Annotated in this window: 21 protein-coding genes and 1 riboswitch; of the genes, 16 read left to right on the forward strand and 5 right to left on the reverse strand. The window is 70.0% G+C overall.

The features are described from left to right. Nucleotides 1–825, forward strand: an 825-nt coding sequence (locus tag VFZ39_RS18010; protein WP_330867175.1) for a phosphotransferase family protein, incomplete at its 5' end; no start/stop codon positions are given. A gap of 3 nt (nt 826–828) precedes the next feature. After that, entirely contained in the window at nt 829–1,989 is a 1,161-nt protein-coding gene (locus VFZ39_RS18015) for a CDP-glycerol glycerophosphotransferase family protein (protein ID WP_330867176.1), read from the forward strand. A 3-nt stretch (nt 1,990–1,992) separates the two neighbouring features. Here the strand turns inward: VFZ39_RS18015 and VFZ39_RS18020 are convergent, their stop codons facing one another. The 3 genes from VFZ39_RS18020 to VFZ39_RS18030 form a co-directional block, all read right to left on the reverse strand. Next, nucleotides 1,993–2,658, reverse strand: a complete 666-nt coding sequence (locus tag VFZ39_RS18020; protein ID WP_330867177.1) for a hypothetical protein — start codon at nt 2,656–2,658, stop codon at nt 1,993–1,995. Between the two features lie 272 nt (nt 2,659–2,930). Beyond that, the gene (locus tag VFZ39_RS18025; protein ID WP_330867178.1) at nt 2,931–4,202 is read right to left on the reverse strand and encodes a DUF1501 domain-containing protein; all 1,272 of its coding nucleotides are present in this window, start codon (nt 4,200–4,202) and stop codon (nt 2,931–2,933) included. 4 nt (nt 4,203–4,206) lie between these two features. Continuing rightward, on the reverse strand, nt 4,207–5,682 hold the full coding sequence (locus VFZ39_RS18030) for a DUF1800 domain-containing protein (protein ID WP_330867179.1): 1,476 nt from the start codon (nt 5,680–5,682) through the stop codon (nt 4,207–4,209). A gap of 193 nt (nt 5,683–5,875) precedes the next feature. Here VFZ39_RS18030 and VFZ39_RS18035 point away from each other — a divergent pair, with 193 nt between their 5' ends. The 13 genes from VFZ39_RS18035 to VFZ39_RS18095 all read left to right on the forward strand — a co-directional run bounded on the left by VFZ39_RS18035 (nt 5,876) and on the right by VFZ39_RS18095 (nt 18,659). After that, nucleotides 5,876–7,243, forward strand: a complete 1,368-nt coding sequence (locus VFZ39_RS18035; RefSeq protein WP_330867180.1) for a hemolysin family protein — start codon at nt 5,876–5,878, stop codon at nt 7,241–7,243. Next, nucleotides 7,240–8,298, forward strand: coding sequence for a hemolysin family protein (locus VFZ39_RS18040; protein WP_330867181.1), 1,059 nt, complete (start codon nt 7,240–7,242; stop codon nt 8,296–8,298). Before VFZ39_RS18035 ends, VFZ39_RS18040 begins: the two co-directional genes overlap by 4 nt. A 90-nt stretch (nt 8,299–8,388) precedes the next feature. After that, nucleotides 8,389–9,003 (forward strand): CDP-alcohol phosphatidyltransferase family protein, encoded by a 615-nt coding sequence (locus VFZ39_RS18045; protein ID WP_330867182.1) that lies wholly within the window; start codon nt 8,389–8,391, stop codon nt 9,001–9,003. After that, nucleotides 8,996–9,904 (forward strand): DUF881 domain-containing protein, encoded by a 909-nt coding sequence (locus tag VFZ39_RS18050; protein ID WP_330867183.1) that lies wholly within the window; start codon nt 8,996–8,998, stop codon nt 9,902–9,904. Before VFZ39_RS18045 ends, VFZ39_RS18050 begins: the two co-directional genes overlap by 8 nt. Then, on the forward strand, nt 9,901–10,233 hold the full coding sequence (locus tag VFZ39_RS18055; protein ID WP_330867184.1) for a small basic family protein: 333 nt from the start codon (nt 9,901–9,903) through the stop codon (nt 10,231–10,233). Before VFZ39_RS18050 ends, VFZ39_RS18055 begins: the two co-directional genes overlap by 4 nt. Then, nucleotides 10,226–11,029 (forward strand): DUF881 domain-containing protein, encoded by an 804-nt coding sequence (locus VFZ39_RS18060; RefSeq protein ID WP_330867185.1) that lies wholly within the window; start codon nt 10,226–10,228, stop codon nt 11,027–11,029. The genes VFZ39_RS18055 and VFZ39_RS18060 overlap by 8 nt, the downstream gene beginning before the upstream one ends. 66 nt (nt 11,030–11,095) lie before the next feature. Then, nucleotides 11,096–11,482: a glycine cleavage system protein GcvH gene (gcvH, locus tag VFZ39_RS18065; RefSeq protein WP_330867218.1), complete on the forward strand. Its 387-nt coding sequence runs from the start codon at nt 11,096–11,098 to the stop codon at nt 11,480–11,482. 134 nt (nt 11,483–11,616) lie between these two features. After that, nucleotides 11,617–12,147 (forward strand): FHA domain-containing protein, encoded by a 531-nt coding sequence (locus VFZ39_RS18070; protein WP_330867186.1) that lies wholly within the window; start codon nt 11,617–11,619, stop codon nt 12,145–12,147. Nucleotides 12,148–12,195: 48 nt separating this feature from the next. Continuing rightward, the gene (locus VFZ39_RS18075; protein WP_330867187.1) at nt 12,196–12,891 is read left to right on the forward strand and encodes a MerR family transcriptional regulator; all 696 of its coding nucleotides are present in this window, start codon (nt 12,196–12,198) and stop codon (nt 12,889–12,891) included. 76 nt (nt 12,892–12,967) lie between these two features. After that, nucleotides 12,968–13,435: a bifunctional nuclease family protein gene (locus VFZ39_RS18080; protein WP_330867188.1), complete on the forward strand. Its 468-nt coding sequence runs from the start codon at nt 12,968–12,970 to the stop codon at nt 13,433–13,435. Nucleotides 13,436–13,635: 200 nt separating this feature from the next. After that, on the forward strand, nt 13,636–14,253 hold the full coding sequence (locus tag VFZ39_RS18085; RefSeq protein ID WP_330867189.1) for a MerR family transcriptional regulator: 618 nt from the start codon (nt 13,636–13,638) through the stop codon (nt 14,251–14,253). 35 nt (nt 14,254–14,288) lie between these two features. Continuing rightward, a riboswitch (glycine riboswitch) is annotated at nt 14,289–14,397 on the forward strand. A gap of 78 nt (nt 14,398–14,475) precedes the next feature. Next, nucleotides 14,476–17,355: an aminomethyl-transferring glycine dehydrogenase gene (gcvP, locus tag VFZ39_RS18090; RefSeq protein WP_330867190.1), complete on the forward strand. Its 2,880-nt coding sequence runs from the start codon at nt 14,476–14,478 to the stop codon at nt 17,353–17,355. Between the two features lie 20 nt (nt 17,356–17,375). Next, nucleotides 17,376–18,659, forward strand: coding sequence for a serine hydrolase domain-containing protein (locus tag VFZ39_RS18095; protein WP_330867191.1), 1,284 nt, complete (start codon nt 17,376–17,378; stop codon nt 18,657–18,659). A 4-nt stretch (nt 18,660–18,663) separates the two neighbouring features. On the opposite strand, the gene VFZ39_RS18100 is transcribed toward VFZ39_RS18095, so the two are convergent. Continuing rightward, nucleotides 18,664–20,064: a metallopeptidase TldD-related protein gene (locus VFZ39_RS18100; protein WP_330867192.1), complete on the reverse strand. Its 1,401-nt coding sequence runs from the start codon at nt 20,062–20,064 to the stop codon at nt 18,664–18,666. Further along, the gene (locus VFZ39_RS18105) at nt 20,064–21,581 is read right to left on the reverse strand and encodes a TldD/PmbA family protein (protein WP_330867193.1); all 1,518 of its coding nucleotides are present in this window, start codon (nt 21,579–21,581) and stop codon (nt 20,064–20,066) included. The genes VFZ39_RS18100 and VFZ39_RS18105 overlap by 1 nt, the downstream gene beginning before the upstream one ends. Before the next feature lie 79 nt (nt 21,582–21,660). Between VFZ39_RS18105 and VFZ39_RS18110 the strand changes: the two genes are divergently transcribed. Further along, nucleotides 21,661–23,163, forward strand: coding sequence for a M1 family metallopeptidase (locus VFZ39_RS18110; protein WP_330867194.1), 1,503 nt, complete (start codon nt 21,661–21,663; stop codon nt 23,161–23,163). Nucleotides 23,164–23,167: the final 4 nt, after the last annotated feature.

A 23,167-nucleotide genomic window follows, 5' to 3' on the forward strand; every position in this document is an offset into this window, starting at 1 on the left:
CCGCTGAGTGCCGAGCAGGAGTTCGACGCGCTGCGCCGACTGCACGAACACTTCGTCGGCCTCGGCCTGCCCTACCGGGTGCCGGAGCCAGTGGCGTTCCTCCCCGAGGTGGAAGCCGTCGTGATGGAGTACGTCGAGGGCATCACCGTGAAGGACCTGTTGAGCTACGCCAGTCTGCGTCGCCCCACCCGACTTCTCGACGGACTCTCCGCGTCGGGCGGCTTCCTGAGGCACCTGCACACCCTGGAGCACTTCCCGGAGCTGACGGTCGACCTCAAGGCGCAGGCCGAGCAGGTACTGGCCGTGGCCGAGGAGAAGCTCCATCCCCTCGGCCTCGATCTTCCGGGTCAGGTCCGACGGACGTTGCAGGAGCTCCCCGCCGCGACGGTGACGTCGCCGCAGGTGCGGCTGCACGGGGACTTCGGCCCGGCCAACATCCTGCTCGCGAGTGATGGGTCCACGGTCGGTCTCGACCCGTCGCTCGAGGCCGTCGGGGTACCCGAGGAAGACCTCGTCCGGTACGTCGCCCTCACGTCGGGGATCATCCGGCTGGCACCGGAGCTCGTGCTGCCGCCGTTCGGCGGGGTACGCCGACGGATGGAGCACGCGCTGCTGCAGGCCTACTACGGGACGTCCGACTGGCCGCCGTTGTTCGAGCTGAAGTACCTCCACCAGCTCTGCCGACGATGGTGCCGGATGCGGGAGCTGGCTGCTCAGAACGAGTCCCCGGCACGGCTGGCAGTCAAGCTTCGCGTCATCGGCGCCCACACCAGGTTGCTGATGCGCGACAGCGAGCAGCGCCTCATCGACGCCCTCGGGGCTTGAGTGATGGACCCCGAGCAGCTGAGAACAGGCGGAGAGCTGCTGTTGCTGCGGCTGGCGCTCTCCGTCCTGCCGGCCCGTCGGCACGCTGTGGTCGCCGGCTTCCCCGATGAGGAGGGCAACAGCGTCGAGACGGTCCGAGCTCTCGCTCGGCGGCTCCCCGTGTACTGGCTGATCAACAGCACTCCGGAGTCGGTCGAGTGGCTCCTGTCGGGAGCGGAGCGTCGCGACCGGATCCGGTTGGTGCCGAAGGACTCCAAGCGGGCTTTCCTGGCCTATGCAACGGCCCGCTACGTCTTCTTCACGCACGGCCTCTACGGGTCACCCCCCGCGCCACGGCGTCGCACCTTCGTGAACCTCTGGCACGGTGACGGACCCAAGATGAGCAAGCGTTTCGCCAACGTCCGGTCGACCTACACCGTCGCCGGGACCCGGCTGTGGGGCGCCCAGCGCCCGGTCTACTTCGGCGTCGCCGCGAGCGGCGTCCTCGTCACGGGCAACCCGAGGATCGACCAGTTCGAACGGCCCGTGCGCGAGGAGCAGCTGAAGGCGCTCGGTCTCGATCCGGCGAAGCCGTTCGTCCTGTGGATGCCGACCTACCGTCGGACGGAGTACCGGGGGCGACGGCTCGCGAAGGTCCGCAACTGGGCCGACGCGGCGGATCTCTCCGAGTCCGAGCGGGTCCGCCACCTGATCGGCGAGGTGGCGGAAGCGGCCGGGCGGCTGGGGGTCACCGTGGTGGTGAAGCCTCACCCGTTGGATGCCGACGACTACGGCGCCACCGACCTGCTCGTCATCGACGGCGAGGTCCTTCAGCGCGAGCAGGTCACCGTCTACCAGCTCCTGGGCCGCAGCCACGGGCTCATCACCGACTACAGCAGCGTGTGGACCGACTACCTCGCGGTCGATCGACCGATCGGGTTCTACTGCCCTGATCTCGAGCAGTACGAGTCCGCTCGCGGACTCAACGTCGACGGCTACCGAGACCTCATCCCAGGACCGCTTCTCGACTCTCCCGCCGACTTCGAGCACTTCCTGCGCGAATGTCTCGAGGAGTCAGCCGCGTCGCGGAGCCGGCGGGCTCAGGCAGCGCGACGGATCGGCGCCGAGACGCGACTCGGGGCCAGCGACCGGTTGCTGGACGCCGTCGGCATCGCCCGCCCGTAGCGGTCACCCGATGTCGATGATGACCTCGTCGAGGGTGCCCTGCAGCACGTCGTCGCCCTTCATCTTGGCGCCCACGATGACCGGTTCCCGGTTCGAGATGTTGCCGCTGGCCTTGGCGTTCGTGAACACGCGACCGTCGACCACGGCGTGCACCGCCGTCGCCGTGCGGCGGCACTCCAGGGTGTGAGTGCGCCCGTCCACGATGTCCACCTGGGCCACCCTCGCCACGGTACGGCGCTTTCCGGTCGGCATGACCCCCTTGAAGCTGCAGTGGAGCCGCCCGATGGAGTGGTTGTTCGGGTTGCGCTTGATCTCCATCTTCCAGTCCCCGCCCTTGGTGTCCGTGTAGCCCTTGCGAACCACGTCATAGCTGTCGTCAGGCATCGGAGCGTTCACCGTGCGGACCGTTGCGGTCAACGTGATCGGAGCGTTGCCCGGGTCGAGACTGTCGTGGTCGGGCACCTCGATGTAGGGCGTCTCACCTGAGAAGGAGTACGCCTTCCCGGACACCAGTCCCGCCACGCCGGTCGTGACGTTGACGATGGTGCCGTTGTTCTGCCCGCCGGCCGAAGCCGAGTCGACCATCACCGAAGCATCCGATCCCTCGTCCATGTGCCAGTGGGCCACCACGTCCGCATGGGCGGCCGCAGGCACGACCGTCACCCCCACGGCCAGAATCGCAGGCGCTATCCATGTCCGCATCGTTGTGACCCCCCCAGGTCCTCGCCGAGGTACGGCGAGTACTCCTCACATCGGAGCACGCGTTCGAGGCCGCCATGATCGAGTGCAGGGTAGGTCCCTGCGGAAGGTGTGGATCGAGCTGCGTCCTCGGTGCCCCATGACCACTTCGATTGTGCAGCGAAGGGTATGCCTTGTCGACACACGCTTTGGTAACTGACGGGCCACACCGGGTCAGATGCCGGGTCACTGGCTCGGTCGGGTCAGCTGGATCTCATCAGTCCCAGCGGCTCGGGCTGGAACTGCGGGAAGACCGAGGCCGGGCTCACGCCGAAGCGCGCCGAGACGACCTCGGAGAGCACCGAGCGGTAGTCGGTCGTCACCAGGAGATCCGAGTCTCCTTCGCCGGTGAGGTTCGTCCACGTGCCGTAGTACTGCCCGCCCTTCACGCCGGCACCCAGCACGAGCATGACGTTGCCGTAGCCGTGGTCGAGACCGTGGTTGCCGTTCTCCTTGACCCGGCGGCCGAACTCGCTGAGCACCACGACCGTGACCTTGTCGCCGAGTGCGCCGAGGTCGGTGAAGAACCCTGCGAGCCCCTGCCCGAGCTCGGCGGAGAGCTTCAGCATCCGACCCCACTCGAGGGTGCCCAGACCGGTGTGCATGTCCCAGTCACCGTGGTCGACCGTGATCACCTCGACTCCGACATCGCCCTTGACCACGCGCGCAGCGGTCTGCAGGGCGCGACCGAGGTCGGTGTCGCCGTACGTCGCGCCGTTGGCCGGTGTCTCCGGGGTCTGGCGTACCGGCTCGAACTCGGCGTTGGCCCGGAACGTGGAGGCCATCGGGCCGGCCAGCGGGGAGCGCGACCCGTCCCACAGCGTGTGGAGCGACCTCATGCGCCGGCTGTCGGGGTCCCACTCGTCGTCGCCCGGGATCCGTAGGTCGTCGATGTTGCCGGCCGAGAGGTACGGCTGCGGACCGGCCAGTGAGGTGGGCGCCACACCGCCGCCGACGCTGAAGGCCTGGAGCGGCGAGGACTCCGAGTCAAGTCCGATCAGCCGGTTCAGCCAGCCGACCCGCGCGCTGGAGCCGGGGTCGGCGTCCTCCACCTCTTCCATCGCGGAGAAGTGGGACCGGTTGGGTGCCGGCAGCCCGGTCGCATGGATCGCGGCGAACTTGCCCGAGCTCCAGAGCGGAAGCAGCGGTGCCAGGTTCGGGTGCATCCCGAAGAACCCGTCCTTGGCCACCAGCGTGCTGCTGGGGATCGCGATCCGCGGCCGGGCGGAGTAGTAGGTGGGGTCCCCGTGGGGGACCACGAGCGAGAGGCCGTCGGCCGCACCGCGGAGCGACAGCACCAGGAGCGTGCCGCGGGCGGTCGCGGCCGCAGCCGAGGACACGGTGAGGAGGGTGCTGCCGAAGGCCGTGCTGGTGCCCACCAGGGCGACCGTCCCGGTGAGGAACCCGCGGCGCGAGAGACCGGCGAACTCCGAGCAGCACGCAGACTCCGGTCCGGCAGGGATGGGCGTCGTCATGGCGTCACCTCGTGTAGAAGGCGGGGGAGTCGAGGAAGGTGGTGAGGAGCCGGGGCATCCCCCACCTGACCAGGCCGTGGTCGCGGGTGATCCTCTCGCGGGGGGAGACGCCCGTGGCCTGGCAGCACGCCTTCAGCAGGGCGGCAGTGGCCGGGCGGTGCAGCAGCACCTGCGAGAGATGATCGACCAGCGTCTCGAACCGGATCGGATAGCGGGGCGCCCACGACGCCGGACCGCGGTACTTCGCGTCGACCTTCGGCCACCAGCCACCGCTCATGGAGTAGTGGGTCCGCATCGAGCCCATCATCCGGGCCGGGGTCGCCCACGCGCCGTTGGCCTGCGGCATCCCGTCGGGGCGTGGCCACCCGAGCGGGCTCGCACCCACGCCGGTGCACTGCCACAGGATCGCGACCGCGGCGCTGTTGTCCGCCGTCGGCTTCCTGACCTTGACCTGGAGGGCGCGGTACGTCGCGACGACGTCGTCCACCGGCGTGCGCACCTTGAGTCCGGCCGACGCCTTGAACTCCGCTGAGGCGACCAGCGCACGCAGCACGGGGCGGATCTTCGTGTCGTTCTCGAGGTAGATGCGTGCTAACCGGTCAACGAGCGCCTGCGGCGGGTCGTCGCGCACGAACCGGACGGTCAGCTTGCGGGCGATCCGTTGGGCGGTCATCGGGTGGCGGGCGAGGTAACGCAGGAAGCGACGGCTCACCTCGCGTCCGTCCGGGGACGCGTTGGCGTCGGAGAAGCCGAGGACGTCGACCCGGCCGGTCGCGTGAGCGCTCTCGTCGTACCAGACCTTCCAGGTCTTCCAGACATCCACCCGCCACCCGGTGAGGATCCTCGCGGCGTTCTTCACGTCGTTCTCGTCGTGGTTGCCGCGCCCGACGGTGTGGAGCTCCAGCAGCTCGCGAGCGAGGTTCTCGTTCGGGTTCTTCGCGGTCGAGACGGCATTGTCGAGGTAGAGCCCCATCGCCGGGTGGGTGATCGCCGCGACCAGCATCTCCTCGAACGACCCGAGCGCGTGCTTGCGGATCACGTCGCCGTAGCTCTTGCGATAGGTGAAGGACGCCTCGCCGTTGGTCGGAACGTGAAGGTGGTGCTCCCAGAACTCGGTCATGATCTCGTGGACCTGGCGCTGGCTCTTGATCCGGCGCATCAGCACCCATCGCTGGTAGTTGGCCATCAGCACCCAGCCGGGCTCGGTGCCGTCGGAGTGCCGCGCCCACGCGTCGGGTCCGGAGAACCCGAGGCCCGGCCACCAGTCGCCGAGGTCAGCAGCAGCACGGTCCCTGATGCGGGACGGCTGCAGCTGCCACTCGAACCACGCCTGGGCGCCGCCTCGGTTGACGACCTGGCTGGCGAGGCCGGGGGTGATGCCGTACGAGAAGCGGCTCACGAGGTGGCGGGCGCCGCCGCTGAGAAGCGGGCGCACGCGGGAGGGCACGTCGGCTGCGGGTTGCCGGGGGGCGAGGGGCATCGCTACTCCTGCTGCCACGGTGGGGGGCGGGCCGCGGCCGCACCAGACTAGGGCGAGGCAGCAGCCCTGATGAGCGGAATCACACAACTCAGTAGAGTGGTCCGGACCGACCCCGACCCGAAGGACCGACGCACTTCATGGACGGCTATCAAAGTCGCCACTCTTCCTGTCCTGTCGATCCGGAGCGACGATCGTGACCGAGTGGGTCTTCCTCGCCGTCTCCCTCCTGCTGATCCTCACGTGCGGCCTGTTCGTCGCCGCCGAGTTCGCGTTCGTCACCGTCGACCGCAGCCAGGTGGACCGCGCCGCCGCTGACGGGGACGCCGCCGCGCTGGGAGTGCAGAAGGCGTTGCGCAGCCTGTCCACCCAGCTGTCCGGCGCCCAGGTGGGCATCACGGTCACCAACCTGGCGATCGGCTTCCTCGCCGAGCCGGCGATCGCCGCGTTGATCGACGGACCCCTCGAGTCGGTCGGTCTGCCGAGTGGGGTGGTCCATCCCGTCGCCATCACGATCGCGCTGACCCTCAGCACCGTGCTGACCATGCTGTTCGGAGAGCTGGTGCCCAAGAACATCGCGATCGCACGACCGATGGCCACGGCCCGCGCCACGCAGGGCTTCCAGCGTGCCTTCACCGCCGTCAACGGCTGGCTCATCAAGCTGCTCAACGGCTCCGCCAACGCGCTCGTACGACGTCTCGGCATCGAGCCGCAGGAGGAGCTCCGGTCCGCGCGGAGCTCGACCGAGCTCGCCTCGCTCGTTCAGCGCTCCGCGGACCAGGGCACGCTCGACGTCGAGACCGCCGAGCTGATGGAGCGCTCGGTGGAGTTCGGCACCCGCACCGCAGGCGAGATCATGACGCCCCGTGTGCGCACGCTCTCCGTCGAGATCGGCGACCGGGCATCGCGGGTGATCGAGCTGGCACGCCAGAGCGGCCACTCCCGGTTCCCGGTGCTGGATGCGGAGGACTCGGTCGTGGGGACCGTGCACGTCAAGCACGCCGTCGCGCTGCCGGTACCCGAGCGGGCCACCACGCGGATCAAGCACATCATGGTGAAGCCCACGGTCGTGCCGGACTCCCTCCGGCTCGACCCGCTGCTCGCCCTGCTCCGGCAGGACGGCTTCCAGATGGCGGTCGTGCTCGACGAGTACGGCGGCCACGCAGGGATCGTCACGCTGGAGGACGTCGTCGAGGAGATCGTCGGTGACATCAGTGACGAGCACGACCGGCTCGGGTCACGCGCCCGTCAGCGCCGCGACGGCAGCTGGATCCTGTCAGGTCTGCTGCGGCCCGACGAGGTCGAGGACGTGACCGGCATCGAGCTGCCGGAGGACGAGAACTACGACACCATCGCCGGCCTCGTGCTCCAGGTGCTCGGTCGCGTGCCGACCAGCGGGGACGTCGCCGAGGTGCCGGTGCCCGACCGCAGCGACCCCGAGGAACCGCGTCAGCAGCTCGCCTCGCTCACGGTCCTGCACATGGACGGGCTGCGGGTCGACCGAGTGGCGCTCCGACTCCACCGCGGCAAAGCCGGCGCCGAGACCGGGGAAGGCGCGTCATGAGCTCCCTCGGCACCGGCCCGGCCGTGGCGATCGCCCTCGTCCTGCTGATCGCCAACGCGTTCTTCGTCGGGGCGGAGTTCGCGCTGATCTCGGCCCGCCGCAGTCAGATCGAGCCCCGTGCTCAGGCGGGATCGAGGATGGCGCGCACCACCCTGCACGCGATGGAGAACGTGAGCCTCGTGATGGCCGGTGCCCAGCTCGGCATCACCATCTGCTCGCTGGGCCTCGGCGCGGTCGGCGAGCCGGCCGTCGCGCACGTCATCGAACCGTGGCTCGACGCGGCGGGCGTGCCTGACGGACTCACCCACCCGATCGCGTTCGTGATCGCGCTGATGATCGTCGTCTACCTTCACGTGGTGCTCGGGGAGATGGTGCCGAAGAACATCGCGATCGCCGGCCCGGAACAGGCCGCGCTGGTCCTCGGGCCGCCCATGATGGCGCTGGTGACCCTGCTCAGCCCCGTGATCCGTGCCCTCAACGCGATCGCCAACGCCACGCTGCGACTGCTCCGGGTCGAGCCTCGGGACGAGGTGAGCTCGGCGTACACCCGCGAAGAGGTGGCGGCGCTGGTCGAGGAGTCCCGCGGCGAGGGCATGCTCGCCGAGGAGGAGTACGGCAGGCTGACCGGCGCCCTGGGTTTCACCGAGAAGACGATCGCGGACGTGCTGCTGCCGGTGGCCGAGCTCGAGACCGTACGCCGCGGCGCGACCGCGGCCGAGGTGGAGGCCCTGTGCGCAGCCACCGGATACAGCCGCTTCCCCGTGGTGGGGGAGTCGGACGACCTGATCGGGTACCTGCACATCAAGGACGTGCTCGAGACCGACGAGACCCGCCGCGACCGGGTGATCGACGACAAGTGGGTCCGGCCGTTCGCGCCGGTGCAGGTCGGCGACCTTCTCCACGACGCGCTCGCCCAGCTCCAGCAGCGCGGCGCCCACATGGCGCTCGTCGTGGACCACGACGGCTCAGTCCGGGGCCTGGCGACGCTCGAGGACGTGATCGAGGAGCTGGTCGGCGAGATCCGCGACGCCGCCCACCAGGACGAGCCGGCCTGACCCTCCCCGGAACGGCTGGGCTCGGCGGATAGTGTGGCTCCGACATCGGGGTCCGACCGGGGACTCCGGCGCCCGCCACCCCAGAGGGAAATGCAGGAAGACACGTTGGCTGACGAGACCCTCGCCGAGCGCGTGTGGACCGTGCCGAACCTCCTCAGCCTGGCGCGGCTCGCCGGTGTGCCGGTCTTCCTCTGGCTGGTCCTCGGCCCCGAGGAGGACGGCTGGGCGCTGGTCCTGCTGATGGTGGCGGGGTTCACCGACTACCTCGACGGCTACCTCGCGCGGCGGCTCAACCAGATGTCGCGCCTGGGCCAGGTGCTGGACCCGGTGGCCGACCGGCTCTACATCCTCGCGGTCGTCGTCGGCCTCGCCCTGAGGGACGTGATCCCCTGGTGGGTGGCGCTGATCCTGCCGTTGCGGGACCTGCTGCTCTGGATTCTGGTGCCGATCCTTCGCACCCGTGGCTACAGCGCGCTCCCGGTGCACTTCCTGGGCAAGGCCGCCACGTTCAACCTGCTCTACGCCTTCCCGCTGCTGCTGCTCGGTGACGGCGAGGGCGTCGTCGCGACACTGGCGGACGTCTTCGGCTGGGCATTCGCGATCTGGGGGATCGGCCTGTACTGGTGGGCAGGGATCCTTTACGCCTACCAGGTGTACCGCTTCGTCCAGACGACGCCTCGACGCTCGGTGGCACCCGATGGTTGATCCGACCGACGGCCCCGAAGCGCGGGGGAGAGGCGAGGGGGCGGCGCAGCCGCTGCCCGAGCACGTGACGACACCGCTCCTGTCGCGGATCACCCAGGGTGCCCTCGACTCCGACTACGCCCAGGTCGCCCGCCGCCGGGCCGAGACCTCGGGTGACCACGAGCCCGCCCGGAATCGAGTCGTGGCCGGCGCGGTGATCGCGGTCTTCGGCGTCCTGATCAGCATCGCGGTGGTGCAGAACACCCGGAACGAGGCGGTCGACGACGCCGGTCGCACCACCTTGATCTCCCGGATCGAGGAGGAGCGCAGCGCGCTGGAGGACAGGCAGGCGCAGCTGGCGGACCTGACCCGGGAGAACCGTCAGCTCGCGGCCGGGCTCACCGAGCTGGCGTCGGCCCGGTCCCGCGCGGAAGCAGCGGTCGCGCGCCTGGGCACGGTCACCGGCTATGCCCGGGTGAGCGGCGAGGGAGTGCGGATCGTGGTCGACGACAACCCGATCGGCAACGAGGTGCAACTGGTCACCGACAGCGACCTCGCGATGCTGACCGACGGTCTGTGGGAGGCCGGGGCGGAGGCGATCGCCATCAACGACCAGCGGCTCACGCCGCTCGGCGCCATCCGGAACAGCGGCCGTGCGATCCACGTCAACACCGTGCCCCTGTCGCCGCCGTACGTCGTGCGGGCGATCGGTGACATGCGGACCCTCCAGGCGAACCTGCTCGAGACCACGCACGGCGCGGAGTTCTTCTCCCTGGCCGACCAGCTCGGCTTCGTGTACTCGGTGGACAATGCCAGTGATCTGGAGCTGCCGGCGGCTCGCCAACGTCGGCTCAACTACGTGAGGACGGGCACCGCGGAGCAGATGCGGGGCGGCCTCGGAGCCGAGGAGGGGCAACCGTGATAGCAGCACTCGGGCTGTTGGTCGGCATCGTGCTCGGTCTGATCTTCCAGCCCGACGTACCGCTCTGGCTGGAGCCGTACCTGCCGATCGCCGTGGTGGCCGCCCTCGACGCGGTCTTCGGTGGGCTCCGCGCCTACCTCGACGGAATCTTCGACGACAAGGTCTTCGTCGTCTCCTTCCTCAGCAACGTCGTGATCGCGGCGGCGATCGTCTACCTCGGCGACCAGCTGGGGGTCGGTGGCCCGCGGTCCACCGGCGTGATCGTCGTGCTCGGGATCCGGATCTTCTCCAACGTCGCGGCCATCCGCCGTCACCTGTTCCATGCCTGACACCGACCCGAGCCTCGACCGTCCGGACCCGCCCGGCATCCCGGAGGGAACGCCCGACGCCCGCCCGAGCTCGGCCGACACCGGGAGGAGCGGGTTGATCGGCACGCTCCGCGAGCCGTCGCGCCGACAGCTGATCGTCGGCGTGCTGCTGGCGGTGCTGGGCTTCGCTGCCGTCACGCAGCTGCGCTCCAACGAGCTCAACGACACCTACGCCGGCTACAGCGAGCAGGCCCTGATCGACGTCCTCAACGGTCTGGCCGGCACCACCCAGCGGGCGGAGGCCGAGCTGGCGCGTCTGGAGGAGACCCGGCAGCGGCTGCAGAGCGACACCAGCGCCGAGCAGGCGGCGATCGAGCAGGCCCGCAACGAGGCCGACACCCTGCAGGTGCTGGCGGGGGTCGTGCCGGTGACCGGCCCGGGCATCCGGATCACGATCACCGAGGAGACCGGGGCGGTCGACATCGACTCGCTGCTCGACACGGTGCAGGAGATGCGCACGGCGTTCGCGGAGGCGATGCAGTTCAACGGCCAGGTGCGCGTGGTGGGCTCGACCTCCTTCGAGGACGGCGTGGGAGGGATCTACGTCGACGGGACACTGCTCGAGCCGCCGTACGTGATCGACGTGATCGGTGACCCGTCCGGTCTGCGCGGTGGCCTCACGTTCCCGGAAGGCCCGATCGCCCAGCTGCAGGACGACGGAGCCTCCGTCGAGGTCGAGGAGGTCCAGTCGCTCGACATCGAGTCGGTCGTCGAGGTCCAGCAGCCGCAGTTCGCGCAGCCAGGCAGCGGGGGATGAGCGGGCCTCGGTAGCCTGCCGTTGACCATCGGTCAGTTCGTGACGAATCGCATCGAGGAGGAGCCGTTGTACCCCGACGACCTGAAGTACACCTCCGAGCACGAGTGGGTACGCGTGCCGGGAGAGAATGACGGCTCCGTGCGGGTGGGCATCACCCACTACGCGCAGGACGCCCTCGGCGACATCGTCTACGTCTCGCTGCCCGAGGTCGGTGACGCGATCGCAGCCGGCAGCGCGTGCGGGGAGCTGGAGTCGACCAAGTCGGTCAGCGACATCTTCGCTCCAGTCGACGGTGAGGTCGTCGCACGCAACGACGCCCTGGACGCCACTCCTGAGCTGGTCAACAACGACCCGTACGGCGGCGGATGGTTGTTCGAGCTCGTGCCGTCGGACGCGGCGGCGGTCGGGGGCCTGATGGACGCCGCGACCTACCAGGGCACGCTCGAGTCCTGACCTTGTCGGCGCGCCTCCCACCTCCTGACGAACGCTCGGGATCGGGTTGAACGCCGTTCGTGGACTGATAGGTTCGGGGCAACCGTCAACCTCAAGCCCGAGGTGAGGGTTGGACCATCCGGAGGGGACCATCGATGCCGTTCTGCACAGCCTGTGGCAAGCAGAATCCGGACGAGGCGCGGTTCTGCTCGCAGTGCGGGACCCGACTCGTCACGCCAGACGCGAGCCCGCCCCAGTCGTCGGGTGAGCCCTCCGGGGAGTCGACCGCGACGATCACGTTCGGTGTCTCGAAGGAGAAGGCGGACACCTCGGACCGGCAGCTGAGCCCGGTCGACGCGGCGGCGGTCGACGCGCTGCCGCCGGGCCACGCGCTGCTCGTCGTACAGCGGGGTCCGGGTGCCGGCAGCAGGTTCCTGCTCGACACCGACACCGTCCACGCAGGGCGTCACCCCGACAGCGACATCTTCCTCGACGACGTCACCGTCTCCCGCCGGCACGCCGAGTTCAAGCGCGAGGGCGAGCGCTTCACCGTCAGCGACGACGGCAGCCTCAACGGCACCTACGTGAACCGCGACCGGATCGACCGGGTCCAGCTCAACGACGGTGACGAGGTGCAGATCGGCAAGTACCGGCTGGTGTTCTTCTCGGGGCACTCCGCTGAATAGCCGGGACGAGTGATGTCGCAGGCACCAGCGGGGGCCCATGGGGCGCGGATGAACATCGGGGAGGTCCTGGACCGACTCCGACCCGACTTCCCGGGTGTCACGATCCCCAAGATCCGGTTTCTCGAGGACAAGGGGCTGATCAAGCCGGAGCGGACCCCGGCGGGGTACCGGAAGTTCACGCACGACGACGTCGACCGGCTGCGCTACATCCTGACCATGCAGCGCGACCACTACCTACCGCTGAAGGTGATCGGCGAGCACCTCGCCGCGATCGACCGCGGCCTCGAGCCGCCGCCGATCGAGTCCGTGATGCCGACCGTTCCCTCGGTCGCGCTGGCCGCCGACGGGCTGCCGAGCGCCGAGTCGTTCCGTCGTCGAGACGACGTCCGGCTGTCGCGCAAGGAACTCCTCAAGATCGCCGAGGTCAGCGAGGATCTTCTCGACCAGCTGGAGCAGTTCGGCCTGATCGTCCCCCGGCAGGGGACCGGTCACTACGACACCGACGCCCTGGTCATCGCCAAGACCGCGCGCGAGCTGTCCGACTTCGGGTTCGAGCCGCGGCACCTCCGAGCGTTCCGGACCGCGGCCGACCGCGAGGTCGGACTGGTCGAGCAGGTGGTCGCACCCCAGAAGCGCGGGCGAGACGCCGGCGCCAAGGCCCGCGCCGAGGAGACCGTCAGCGAGATCGCGGCGCTGTCGGTCCGGCTCCACGCCACGCTGGTCAAGGCCGGTCTCCGCACCTGAGGCGGCCCAGGGCGGCGGGTTCCCGGTGCCCAGCAGGACCGCTACCGTCCCATCACGACGCGAGTAGGGTGGCAACGTGCGCGAAGTCGACGTGATGGGTGTCCGGGTCGAGATGCCGTCGAACCAGCCGATCGTGCTGCTGCGCGAGGTGGCGGGTGATCGCTACGTCCCGATCTGGATCGGCGCCGTCGAGGCCACCGCGATCGCGTTCGCCCAGCAGGGCGTCGTACCGCCGCGACCGCTGACGCACGACCTGCTCAGGGACGTGCTCGCGGCCACCGGCAACGAGCTGACCGAGGTGCAGATCACCGAGGTCAAGGACGGCGTCTACTTCGCGAACCTGGTGTTCGCCTCCGGTGCCGAGGTCAGCGCCCGCCCCTCGGACTCGATCGCGTTGGCACTGCGGACCGGCTCGCGCATCGTGTGCGCGGAGGAGGTCCTCGACGAGGTGGGACTGGCGGTGCCGGCCGAGCAGGAGGACGAGGTGGAACGCTTCCGCGAGTTCCTCGACCAGGTGACGCCGGACGACTTCGAGTCCCACTGACGGTCGAACGCAGGCTCAAGCCTGACCCTCAGGTAGAGGTTGAGGGTTACGACACGCCGCAGGCGTCGTTGACCACCCTCAGGTTCCGCCTTACCTTGAACTGTCTCTGTTGTAACTCCACCGATGTGGTCACCTCTGGCTGCACGGTCCGCAATTCCCCTGCGGAGTTACGCGCAACGGAGTAGCCGCAGGAGGACCGCGTGGCCGGGAACGAGTACGAGCCGGACGCTCATCGAGCAGATCTCGACGCCGCCCACGAGGCGGCCGAGGCCGCGGAGGAGCAGGGCCTGCTGTTCACCGACGACGTCTCGCCGCTGCCCAGCGACACCGGGTACCGCGGTCCGACCGCCTGCAACGCGGCCGGCATCACCTATCGCCAGCTCGACTACTGGGCCCGTACCGGGCTGGTCGAGCCGAGCGTGCGCAGCGCCAGTGGCTCCGGCACCCAGCGGCTCTACTCCTTCCGGGACATCTTGATCCTCAAGGTCATCAAGCGGCTGCTCGACGCCGGCATCTCCCTGCAGCAGATCCGGACCGCCGTGCAGCACCTGCGTCAGCGGGGCACCGACGACCTCACGCGGGTGACGCTGATGAGCGACGGCATCTCGGTGTACGAGTGCACCAGCAACGACGAGGTCATCGACCTGCTCCAGGGCGGCCAGGGCGTGTTCGGCATCGCCATCGGCGGCGTGTGGCGCGAGATCGAGGGCACCCTGTCGGAGCTGCCCAGCGAGCGCACCGCAGCGGACGAGGGCGCGCAGGGTCCGGTCACCGGCGACGAGCTCGCCGCGCGCCGCGCGGCTCGACAGATCGGCTGACGGCTCGCCGGTTGGGGTAGATTGACCAGTGCTGACGATCCCGCGCGGGAGAGTCTTCGCAGGGCGGCTCCAGCCGTCCGAGCGGAGCGCCGAAGGGGCAAATCCTCCCCGGAACCTCTCAGGCGCCCGGACTGCGCGGGTCAGGCGACTCTGGAGTCTCGGACCATCGCGGGCGACAGAGGGGGAGGCGACCCGATCGACCCCGATCCGAGGAGCCAACCCGTGGCGGACCACCCCAGCCTGACCGAGCTCGACGCAGCCCTCCCGTTCGTCGACCGACACATCGGGCCGCGGCCCGAGGACGTCGAGCACATGCTCGGGGCCCTCGGCTTCGGCTCACTCGAGGAGCTCATGACAGCGGCCGTTCCTGAGGCGATCGTGTCGACGCGTCCGCTGGACCTGCCGCCGCCGACCGACGAGGACACGGTCGCCCGCGAGCTGCGCGCGATGGCGGCCCGCAACAACCCGGCCGAGTCGATGATCGGCCTGGGGTACCACCCGTCCGTCACGCCAGGCGTGATCCGACGCCGGGTGCTCGAGAGCCCGGCCTGGTACACCGCCTACACGCCGTACCAGCCGGAGATCTCGCAGGGCCGGCTGGAGGCGCTCCTCAACTTCCAGACCGTCATCGGCGACCTGACCGGCCTGCCGACGGCCAATGCCTCGCTGCTCGACGAGGGCACGGCGGCGGCCGAGGCGATGACGCTGGTCCGGCGCGCGCTCCCGAGGTCCAGGAGCGGCGATGCCGCCGGGCCGTTCGTGGTCGACGCCGACGTGCTGCCGCAGACCCTCGACGTCGTGCGCACCCGGGCGGCCGCCATGGGTATCGAGGTCGTCGTGGCCGATCTCCTCGACGGCCTGCCGGACGGTCCGCTGAGCGGGGTGCTGGTCCAGTACCCGGGTGCGTCGGGCCGGGTGCTCGACCCACGGCCGATCGCGGCTGCCGCGCACGAGCGTGACGCGCTCGCGGTGGTCGCCGCCGACCTGCTCTCGCTGACGCTGCTCGAGGCGCCGGGCGAGCTCGGTGCCGACGTGGTCGTCGGCTCCTCGCAGCGGTTCGGGGTGCCGCTCTGGTACGGCGGGCCGCACGCCGGGTTCATGGCGGTGGCAGCCGGGCTCGAGCGACACCTTCCGGGTCGGCTGGTGGGCGTCTCCGTCGACGCCGAGGGACGGCCGGCCTACCGGTTGGCGCTCCAGACCAGGGAGCAGCACATCCGGCGGGACAAGGCGACCTCCAACATCTGCACGGCCCAGGTGCTGCTGGCCGTGGTGGCCTCGATGTACGCCGTCTACCACGGCCCGGACGGGCTCACCGCGATCGCGACGCGTGTGCATCGCTACGCGGCGGTCCTCGCCAAGGCGTTGGCGGAAGGCGACGTCGACGTCGAGCACGAGCAGTTCTTCGACACCGTGGTCGCCCGCGTCCCCGGCCGGGCGGCCGCGATCGTGTCCGCCGCCCGAGACCGAGGCCTCCACCTGCGGCTCGTGGACGCCGACCGGGTGGGTCTCAGCACCTCGGAGATCACGTCACGCTCGACCCTCGAGCGGGTGCTGGACGCGTTCGGCGTCTCCGCCGACCTCGACGACCTGGACCGGTCGACCGCGGACGCCCTGCCCGACGGACTGCGCCGCAGCACGCCGTACCTCACCCACGAGGTCTTCTCCCAGCACCACAGCGAGACCGCCATGCTGCGCTACCTGCGCCGGCTCTCCGATCGTGACTACGCCCTCGACAGGGGGATGATCCCGCTCGGCTCGTGCACCATGAAGCTGAATGCCACCACCGAGATGGAGCCGATCTCGCTGCCGGGGTTCGCCGAGCTGCACCCGTTCGCGCCCGCAGAGGACGCGCTGGGCTACCGCGAGCTCGTCGACCAGCTCGAGGCGTGGCTGGCCGAGGTGACCGGCTATGACCGGGTGTCGATCCAACCGAACGCCGGGTCGCAGGGTGAGCTGGCCGGGCTGCTCGCGATCCGCGCGTACCACCGCGATCGTGGACAGGGGGAGCGCACCGTGTGCCTGATCCCGTCCTCCGCCCACGGGACCAACGCCGCCTCCGCTGTGATGGCCGGGATGCGCGTCGTCGTCGTCAAGGCCGATGCCGACGGCTCCGTCGACCTCGAGGACCTCCGGTCCCAGTGCGAGGCGCACGCCGATGACCTCGCCGCGATCATGGTGACCTACCCGTCGACCCACGGCGCGTACGAGGACACCATCACCGAGCTGTGCGCGATCGTGCACGAGCACGGCGGCCAGGTGTACGTCGACGGCGCCAACCTCAACGCGCTGCTCGGTCACGCCCGGCCCGGCGAGTTCGGTGGGGACGTCTCGCACCTCAACCTGCACAAGACCTTCTGCATCCCGCACGGCGGGGGTGGCCCGGGGGTCGGGCCGGTCGCGGTACGCGAGCACCTTGCGAAGTACCTTCCCTCACACCCGATGCACCCCGAGGAGCGCAAGCGGCGGGGGATCGGCGCGGTCAGCGCCGCCCCCTACGGCTCGGCCGGCGTGCTGCCGATCTCCTGGGCTTACATCCGGCTGATGGGTGCGGTCGGGCTCACTCGCGCGACCGCTGTCGCGGTGCTCTCGGCGAACTACATCGCTCACCGCCTCGAGGAGCATTTCCCGGTGCTCTACCGCGGTCACGGCGGGTTGGTCGCCCACGAGTGCATCGTGGACGTCCGGGGGCTGACGCGTGAGAGCGGTGTGAGCGTGGACGACGTCGCCAAGCGGCTGATCGACTACGGCTTCCACGCGCCGACCATGTCGTTCCCCGTTGCGGGCACCTTGATGGTGGAGCCGACCGAGTCCGAGGACCTGGCAGAGATCGACCGGTTCTGCGACGCGATGATCGCGATCCGCGCCGAGATCGAGCAGGTACGAGTCGGCGAGTGGAGCCCCGAGGACGGCCCGCTGCGCGCGGCCCCGCACACCACGCGTGCGCTCGTGGGGGAGTGGGAGCGCTCGTACTCCCGCGCGCTCGGCGCGTTCCCTGCCGGTCCCGACCCCGACAAGTACTGGCCGCCCGTCGCGCGGATCGACCAGGCGTACGGCGACCGGAACCTGGTGTGTGCCTGCCCGCCTCCCGAGGCGTTCGCCTAGCGTCATCTAGGTTCTCTTCTGTGACTGAACGCCGCCAGGTCTGCCTCGACGTCGCTCAGGCCGAGGGACGCCTGACGTCGGTGGTGGGCGCGGTCTTCGACCGCTACGGCGTCGTCTGGGCGGGCGCGAGCGGCGACTGCCCCGGCGTCCACGGGCAGTACCGGATCGGCTCGATCACCAAGACGTTCACCGCAGTGCTCGTGATGCAGGCGCGGGACGCCGGACTGCTGTCGCTCGACGACCAGGTGGGCAGGCACCTCGGAGACGTCGGGTACGCCGAGGTGCCGCTGCGTCAGCTGCTGAGCCATACCTCGGGCATGCAGAGCGAGCCGGCCGGGCCGTGGTGGGAGCGCTCGCGCGGCGGTGACTTCGCCCGGCTCGTGGTCGCGAACGACGGCAGCGGGCGGGTCGCCCGGTCGGGGGAGTACTACCACTACTCGAACCTGGGCTACGCGATGCTCGGGGAAGTGCTCGCCCGAGTCACGGGGCGGCCGTGGCGCAGCCTGGTGAGCCAGGTGCTGCTCGGTCCGCTCGGGATGTCGCGCACGTCGTACCTCCCGCGGCCGAACGCCCAGGCCGGCTGGAGCGTCGACCACTTCACCGGCGTCCGGACCCTGGAACCGCTCACGGACACCGGCGCCATGGCGCCGGCCGGTCAACTGTGGTCGACCGTGGAGGACCTGGTCCTGTGGGGCCAGTTCCTGGCCGGCGCGCGACCGGACCTGCTCGACCCGTCGACCCTGCACGAGATGTCGACGCCGGTCATGGACGACTACGGGCTCGGGCTGCGGCTCACGGCCAACGCCGGCGGGATCCTGGTCGGCCACAACGGCTCCATGCCGGGGTTCCTCGGCTCCCTCTTCGTCGACCCGGGCTCAGGGATCGGTGCGGCCGTGCTGGCCAACGCGACGACCGGGATCAACACCGAGCGGCTGGCGATCGACCTGATCGACGGCGACTTCACCGACGACGTCCCGGCACCGTGGCGACCGACGGTGACGGTGCCGCCGGAGGTCGAGGGGCTCCCCGGGCTGTGGTTCTGGGGGAACACGGCCGTCGAGCTGCGCTGGCACAACGAGGGCCTCGACCTGCGTGCCCTGGCGACCCCCGAGCGTGAGCCGTGGCGGTTCGCACTGCGGGAGGGCCGGCTGGTCGGGGTCGCCGGCTATCACCGGGGCGAGACCCTGCACGTCCACCGCCGCGACGACGGCACCATCGGCTACCTGGAGTGTGCGACGTTCGTCTACACCCGGACGCCGTACGACCCCGACGCACCGATCCCGGGCGGTCATCCTCGTCGCTGAGTGCTCACATCGCCTCGGACACGCTCGACATATTGAAGTCGGGCACCCGTAGCGCCGGCATCGCCGTGCGCGAGAAGTAGTCGTCGCCCCACTCGCGGCTGAAGCTCGGCATCGTCGCGGTGACGTGGCTGAACCGGTTGAGCAGGTCGATCGGGCTCTCGTTCCACCGGAAGTTGTTGACCGCACCGGTGATCTCGCCGCGCTCGACCCGATAGACGCCGTCTCGGGTCAACCCGGTGAGGAGCAAGGTCTGGGGGTCGACCTCGCGGATGTACCAGAGGCAGGTGAGCAGCAGCCCGTCGTCCATCCCGGCGACCAGGTCGTCGATGCCGCCGGACGCGCCGTCGACCGCGAGGACCAGGTTGTCGACGTACGGCGTCACCGGCTGGCCGGTGAGCGTGGCGGAGTGCCGGGTCTGCAGCAACGAGGAGAGCGTCCCGTCGGCGATCCAGTCGGTGCGGCCCAGGGGCAGACCGTTGTCGAAGACCGACTGCAGGTTGGACGACGTCGACGCCGTCACGAACGGCACGCACTCGAGCCCGGGCCGGAACGGGTCGGACGACAGCGTGACCCCGTCGCGTGCGATCCGCTCGCCGATCCGCGTACCGCCGCCGCGTCTGCTGTAGACGGACTGTCCGTCGTGGGCGTCGCGCGCGCCGGCGTACCAGTAGGCGTCGATCATCAGGTCGGCCACAGCGGTCGGCGGCAGGATGGTGTCGTACCGTCCGGCGGGCAGGTCGACCCGACGCTCAGCCCACGCCAGCCGTTGCCCGACCTCGGACTGCATGGCGAGGGCGTCGACGTCGGTGAAGTCACGGGTCGCGCCACCGACCCATGCGCTGCGCGTGAGCGTGCTGTCCTTGCCGGTGCAGGCGTAGTGACCGGTGGGCTGCAGGTGACGCAGCCGGAGCCCGGTCGTCGAGCCGAGGTAGGTCGTGGTGTGCTCGTGGCTCACGAAGCCGTAGAGCACCTGGCCGGCGTCTCCCGCGGACCCGAAAGCCTCGCCGAGCGCTGGTGCGAACGCGTCGAAGACGTGGATGTCCGTCGGGACAGGGGCCTCGTCCCAGTCGACCGCTGCCTCGCCGCCGACCAGCTCCTGCGCGTCCTCGGCAGCCGAGCCCGCGCGAGCCGCGGCGTCCGCGGCGTTCACCAGCTCGGTCACCTGGGCTTGGGTGGTGGCGCTGCCGGAGACCGAGCCGGTGGCCACGCCATCGGTGGTCTTCACGAAGCTGATGACGGTCACACCCACGCCGTGCATCACGCCGTTGGTGGTCAGCGTGTTGTTCGCCCAGCGGAGGTTCGCGCTCGTCGTGTCGCTGACGAGGACGACGCAGTCGTCGGCGACCGAGGTCGCCAGCGCGTGCTCGACCAGCGACTGCGGGGTCCAGGTGGTGGCGATGGTCATCAGTGGCCTGCCTCGTGCGTGGTGTTGAGGATCCGGACGCCGCGGAAGAGCGACGTCGGGCAACCGTGACTCACGGCCGCCACCTGCCCGGGTTGGGCCTTGCCGCAATTGAACGCGCCACCGAGCACCCACGTCGACTCGCCCCCGACCGCCTCCATCGAGCTCCAGAACTCGGTGGTGGTGGCTTGGTAGGCCGCGTCGCGCACCTGGCCGGCCAGCTCGCCGCCCTCGATCCGGTAGAACCGTTGGCCGGTGAACTGGAAGTTGAAGCGCTGCATGTCGATGCTCCACGACTTGTCGCCCACGACGTAGAGGCCGCGCTCTACGCGAGAGATGAGCTCTTCGGTGGATGTGTCTTCGGGGGAGGGCTGCAGCGACACGTTCGCCATCCGCTGGATCGGGATGTGCCCCGGGGAGTCGGCGTACGCGCAGCCGTTGGAGCGGCCACCGTTGAGCTCGGGCTTGAGGTGGGCCATCGGCCGGTCGAGCTGGTAACCCACGAGGACGCCGTCACGCACGATGTCCCACGCCTGCGTCTGGACTCCTTCGTCGTCGTACCCGATGGTGGCGAGGCCGTGCTCCACCGTGCGGTCACCGGTCACGTTCATGATCGGCGAGCCGTACTGGAGCGTCCCGAGCTTGTCGTAGGTCGCGAAGGACGTGCCGGCGTAGTTGGCCTCGTAGCCGAGAGCACGGTCGAGCTCGGTGGCGTGCCCGATCGACTCGTGGATCGTCAGCCACAGGTTCGACGGGTGGATGACCAGGTCGTAGGTGCCGGGATCGACCGACGGTGCCGCGAGCTTCTCGGCGAGCAGCTCGGGCGCCGCAGCCAGCTCGGCGTCCCAGTCGTAGCTCCCGTCGGTGAGGTACTCCCAGCCGCGCCCGACCGGGGGCGCGATCGACCCCATGGAGTCGAACACGCCAGTGGCGTCGTCGGACCCCATCGCCTCGAAGTGGGGCTGCAGCCGGATCCGTTGCTGTGTGGTCCGGGTGCCCGCGAGGTCGGCGTAGTACTTGTTCTCGTGCACCTGCTGGAGCGAGGCGGTCGCGTGCTGCACCGCGTCGTGCTGGAGCAGGCGTCGGGTCCAGTCGATCAGCAGCTCTGCCTTCTCGGCTGTCGGCACCTCCAGCGGGTTCACGACGTACGACGACACCCACGTCACGTCGTCGTGGACCGGTTCCGGCGCGATCTCCACCGGCACGGTCGTCATCCCGGCCGCCACCCGAGCGACGGCGACCGCGCGGTCGGCCACGGCTGCGGCCTCGTCCGGCGTGAGGATCACCCCCGCCGCGAAGCCCCACGCGCCGTCGTGGATCACCCGGACCGCGAAGCCGAGGTCTTCGGAGTCAGCCGCGCCCTGCAGCAGCCCGTCGCGGATCCCGAGTCGTTGGTAGCGGACCCGCTCGAACCGGAATTCGGCATGGCTCGCTCCCAGCTCCCGGGCGCGGGCGAGCGCGACGTCGCCGAGGTCGCGGTAGGGGAGTGCTGCGAAGGTCTGATCCAAGCCTGCGGGCATGCGGGCGAATCTATCCGAGCGGCAAGGGCCCCCCGTACGGCGGCGCGGGCGTAGTGTCCTGACATCGGAGGGGGGCGTCATGATCGCTGGCTCGAGGGGCCGTCGGATCCTGGTCGCGGGGGTCGTCGGGTTGGGAATGCTCCTGGCGCCGGCGGCGTCGCTCGGTGTCGACCACGGCGGGACGTCGTTCGTGAGCGGGGCGAGTGGCGCCGGCGATGCCTACTTCCCGTTCGCGGGCAACGGCGGCTACGACGTCCGGCACTACGACCTCGACGTCACCTACGCGCCGCCCGGACCGGCTCCGGCGCCGCTGACCGGGCGCCTCGACGGTGAAGCGACGCTGAGACTCCGGGCGACCCAGAACCTCGATCGGTTCAACCTCGACCTGCGCGGCATGGAGGTCGACCGGGTCATGATCGACGGCCGGCAGGCCCGGGAGGTCGCGCCGCCCCCGGACGGCGAGACGGTCGAGGGCCTGGCCTACTGGCAGGTCCAGGACGACGCGGCGCGTCAGTGGGAGCTGACGATCCAGCCGCGACCGAGGATCAAAGCCGGGCGGACGGTCCGGCTCGTGGTCCGGTACCACGGAGACACCACGCGGCCGGAGGACATCGAGGGGGTGCTCTACGGCTGGGTGACCACACGCGACGGCGCCATGGTGGTCAGCGAGCCCGAGGGCTCGATGACGTGGTACCCGGTCAGCGACCACCCCACCGACAAGGCGACGTACAGCTTCGAGATCACGGTCCCCGAGGGCAAGGTTGCGGTCGCCAACGGGTTGCCTGCCCGGAGGCCGACGACCCGACAGGGCTGGACGACCTGGTACTGGCGGGCGCCCGACCTGCAAGCGAGCTACCTGACCACGGCCTCCGTGGGCGACTACGAGTTCCGCAGGTCCGAGACACCCGCCGGCCTGCCGATCATCGACGCGGTCGATGACGGCCTCACCCCGGACAACCTGGCGACGACGAACGCCAGCCTGGCGCTGCAGGCCGAGATGATCGACTTCCTCGACCAGTTCGGACGCTACCCCTTCAACTCGGCAGGTGCGATCGTCGACGACGACTCGGTCGGGTACGCGCTGGAGACGCAGACCCGCCCGGTGTACTCCCGCGCCGCGAGCGAGGGGACGGTGGTGCACGAGCTGGCGCACCAGTGGTTCGGGAACGCAGTCAGCCCCACCCGCTGGGCCGACATCTGGCTGAACGAGGGGTGGGCCACCTACGCAGAGTGGATCTGGTCGGAGGAGCAGGGAGGCGACACGGCGCAGGCGCAGTTCGACGCCGTGCTGGAGATCCCGGCCGACGACCCCTTCTGGCACACGGTCGTCGCCGACCCTGGACCGCTCGGGCTGTTCCTCGACCCGATCTACGACCGGGGTGCGGCGACCCTGTTCGCGCTGCGGACGAAGATCGGTGACGACGCCTTCCTGACGGGCGTCCGGAGGTGGGTGTCGCGCTACGACGACGGCACCGCCCGGACGGCTGACTTCGAGGTGCTGTTCGAGAGCGTTTCCGGCCAGGACCTCGACGAGTTCTTCGACGTCTGGCTGCACACCCCGGAGAAGCCCACCACCTGGTGAGCCA

The sequence above is a fragment of the Nocardioides sp. genome (assembly GCF_036374615.1).
GTDB lineage: Bacteria > Actinomycetota > Actinomycetes > Propionibacteriales > Nocardioidaceae > Nocardioides.

What these genes read in the sequence shown, in the direction of transcription:
- VFZ39_RS18030 (WP_330867179.1), bottom strand. Translation starts at nt 5,682, where the DNA reads ATGCCCCTCGCCCCCCGGCAACCCGCAGCCGACGTGCCCTCCCGCGTG.
- VFZ39_RS18070 (WP_330867186.1), top strand. Translation starts at nt 11,617, where the DNA reads ATGCCGTTCTGCACAGCCTGTGGCAAGCAGAATCCGGACGAGGCGCGG.
- VFZ39_RS18040 (WP_330867181.1), top strand. Translation starts at nt 7,240, where the DNA reads ATGAGCTCCCTCGGCACCGGCCCGGCCGTGGCGATCGCCCTCGTCCTG.
- VFZ39_RS18105 (WP_330867193.1), bottom strand. Translation starts at nt 21,581, where the DNA reads ATGCCCGCAGGCTTGGATCAGACCTTCGCAGCACTCCCCTACCGCGAC.
- VFZ39_RS18060 (WP_330867185.1), top strand. Translation starts at nt 10,226, where the DNA reads ATGCCTGACACCGACCCGAGCCTCGACCGTCCGGACCCGCCCGGCATC.
- VFZ39_RS18045 (WP_330867182.1), top strand. Translation starts at nt 8,389, where the DNA reads ATGCAGGAAGACACGTTGGCTGACGAGACCCTCGCCGAGCGCGTGTGG.
- VFZ39_RS18110 (WP_330867194.1), top strand. Translation starts at nt 21,661, where the DNA reads ATGATCGCTGGCTCGAGGGGCCGTCGGATCCTGGTCGCGGGGGTCGTC.
- VFZ39_RS18050 (WP_330867183.1), top strand. Translation starts at nt 8,996, where the DNA reads ATGGTTGATCCGACCGACGGCCCCGAAGCGCGGGGGAGAGGCGAGGGG.
- VFZ39_RS18025 (WP_330867178.1), bottom strand. Translation starts at nt 4,202, where the DNA reads ATGACGACGCCCATCCCTGCCGGACCGGAGTCTGCGTGCTGCTCGGAG.
- VFZ39_RS18075 (WP_330867187.1), top strand. Translation starts at nt 12,196, where the DNA reads ATGAACATCGGGGAGGTCCTGGACCGACTCCGACCCGACTTCCCGGGT.
- VFZ39_RS18015 (WP_330867176.1), top strand. Translation starts at nt 829, where the DNA reads ATGGACCCCGAGCAGCTGAGAACAGGCGGAGAGCTGCTGTTGCTGCGG.
- VFZ39_RS18100 (WP_330867192.1), bottom strand. Translation starts at nt 20,064, where the DNA reads ATGACCATCGCCACCACCTGGACCCCGCAGTCGCTGGTCGAGCACGCG.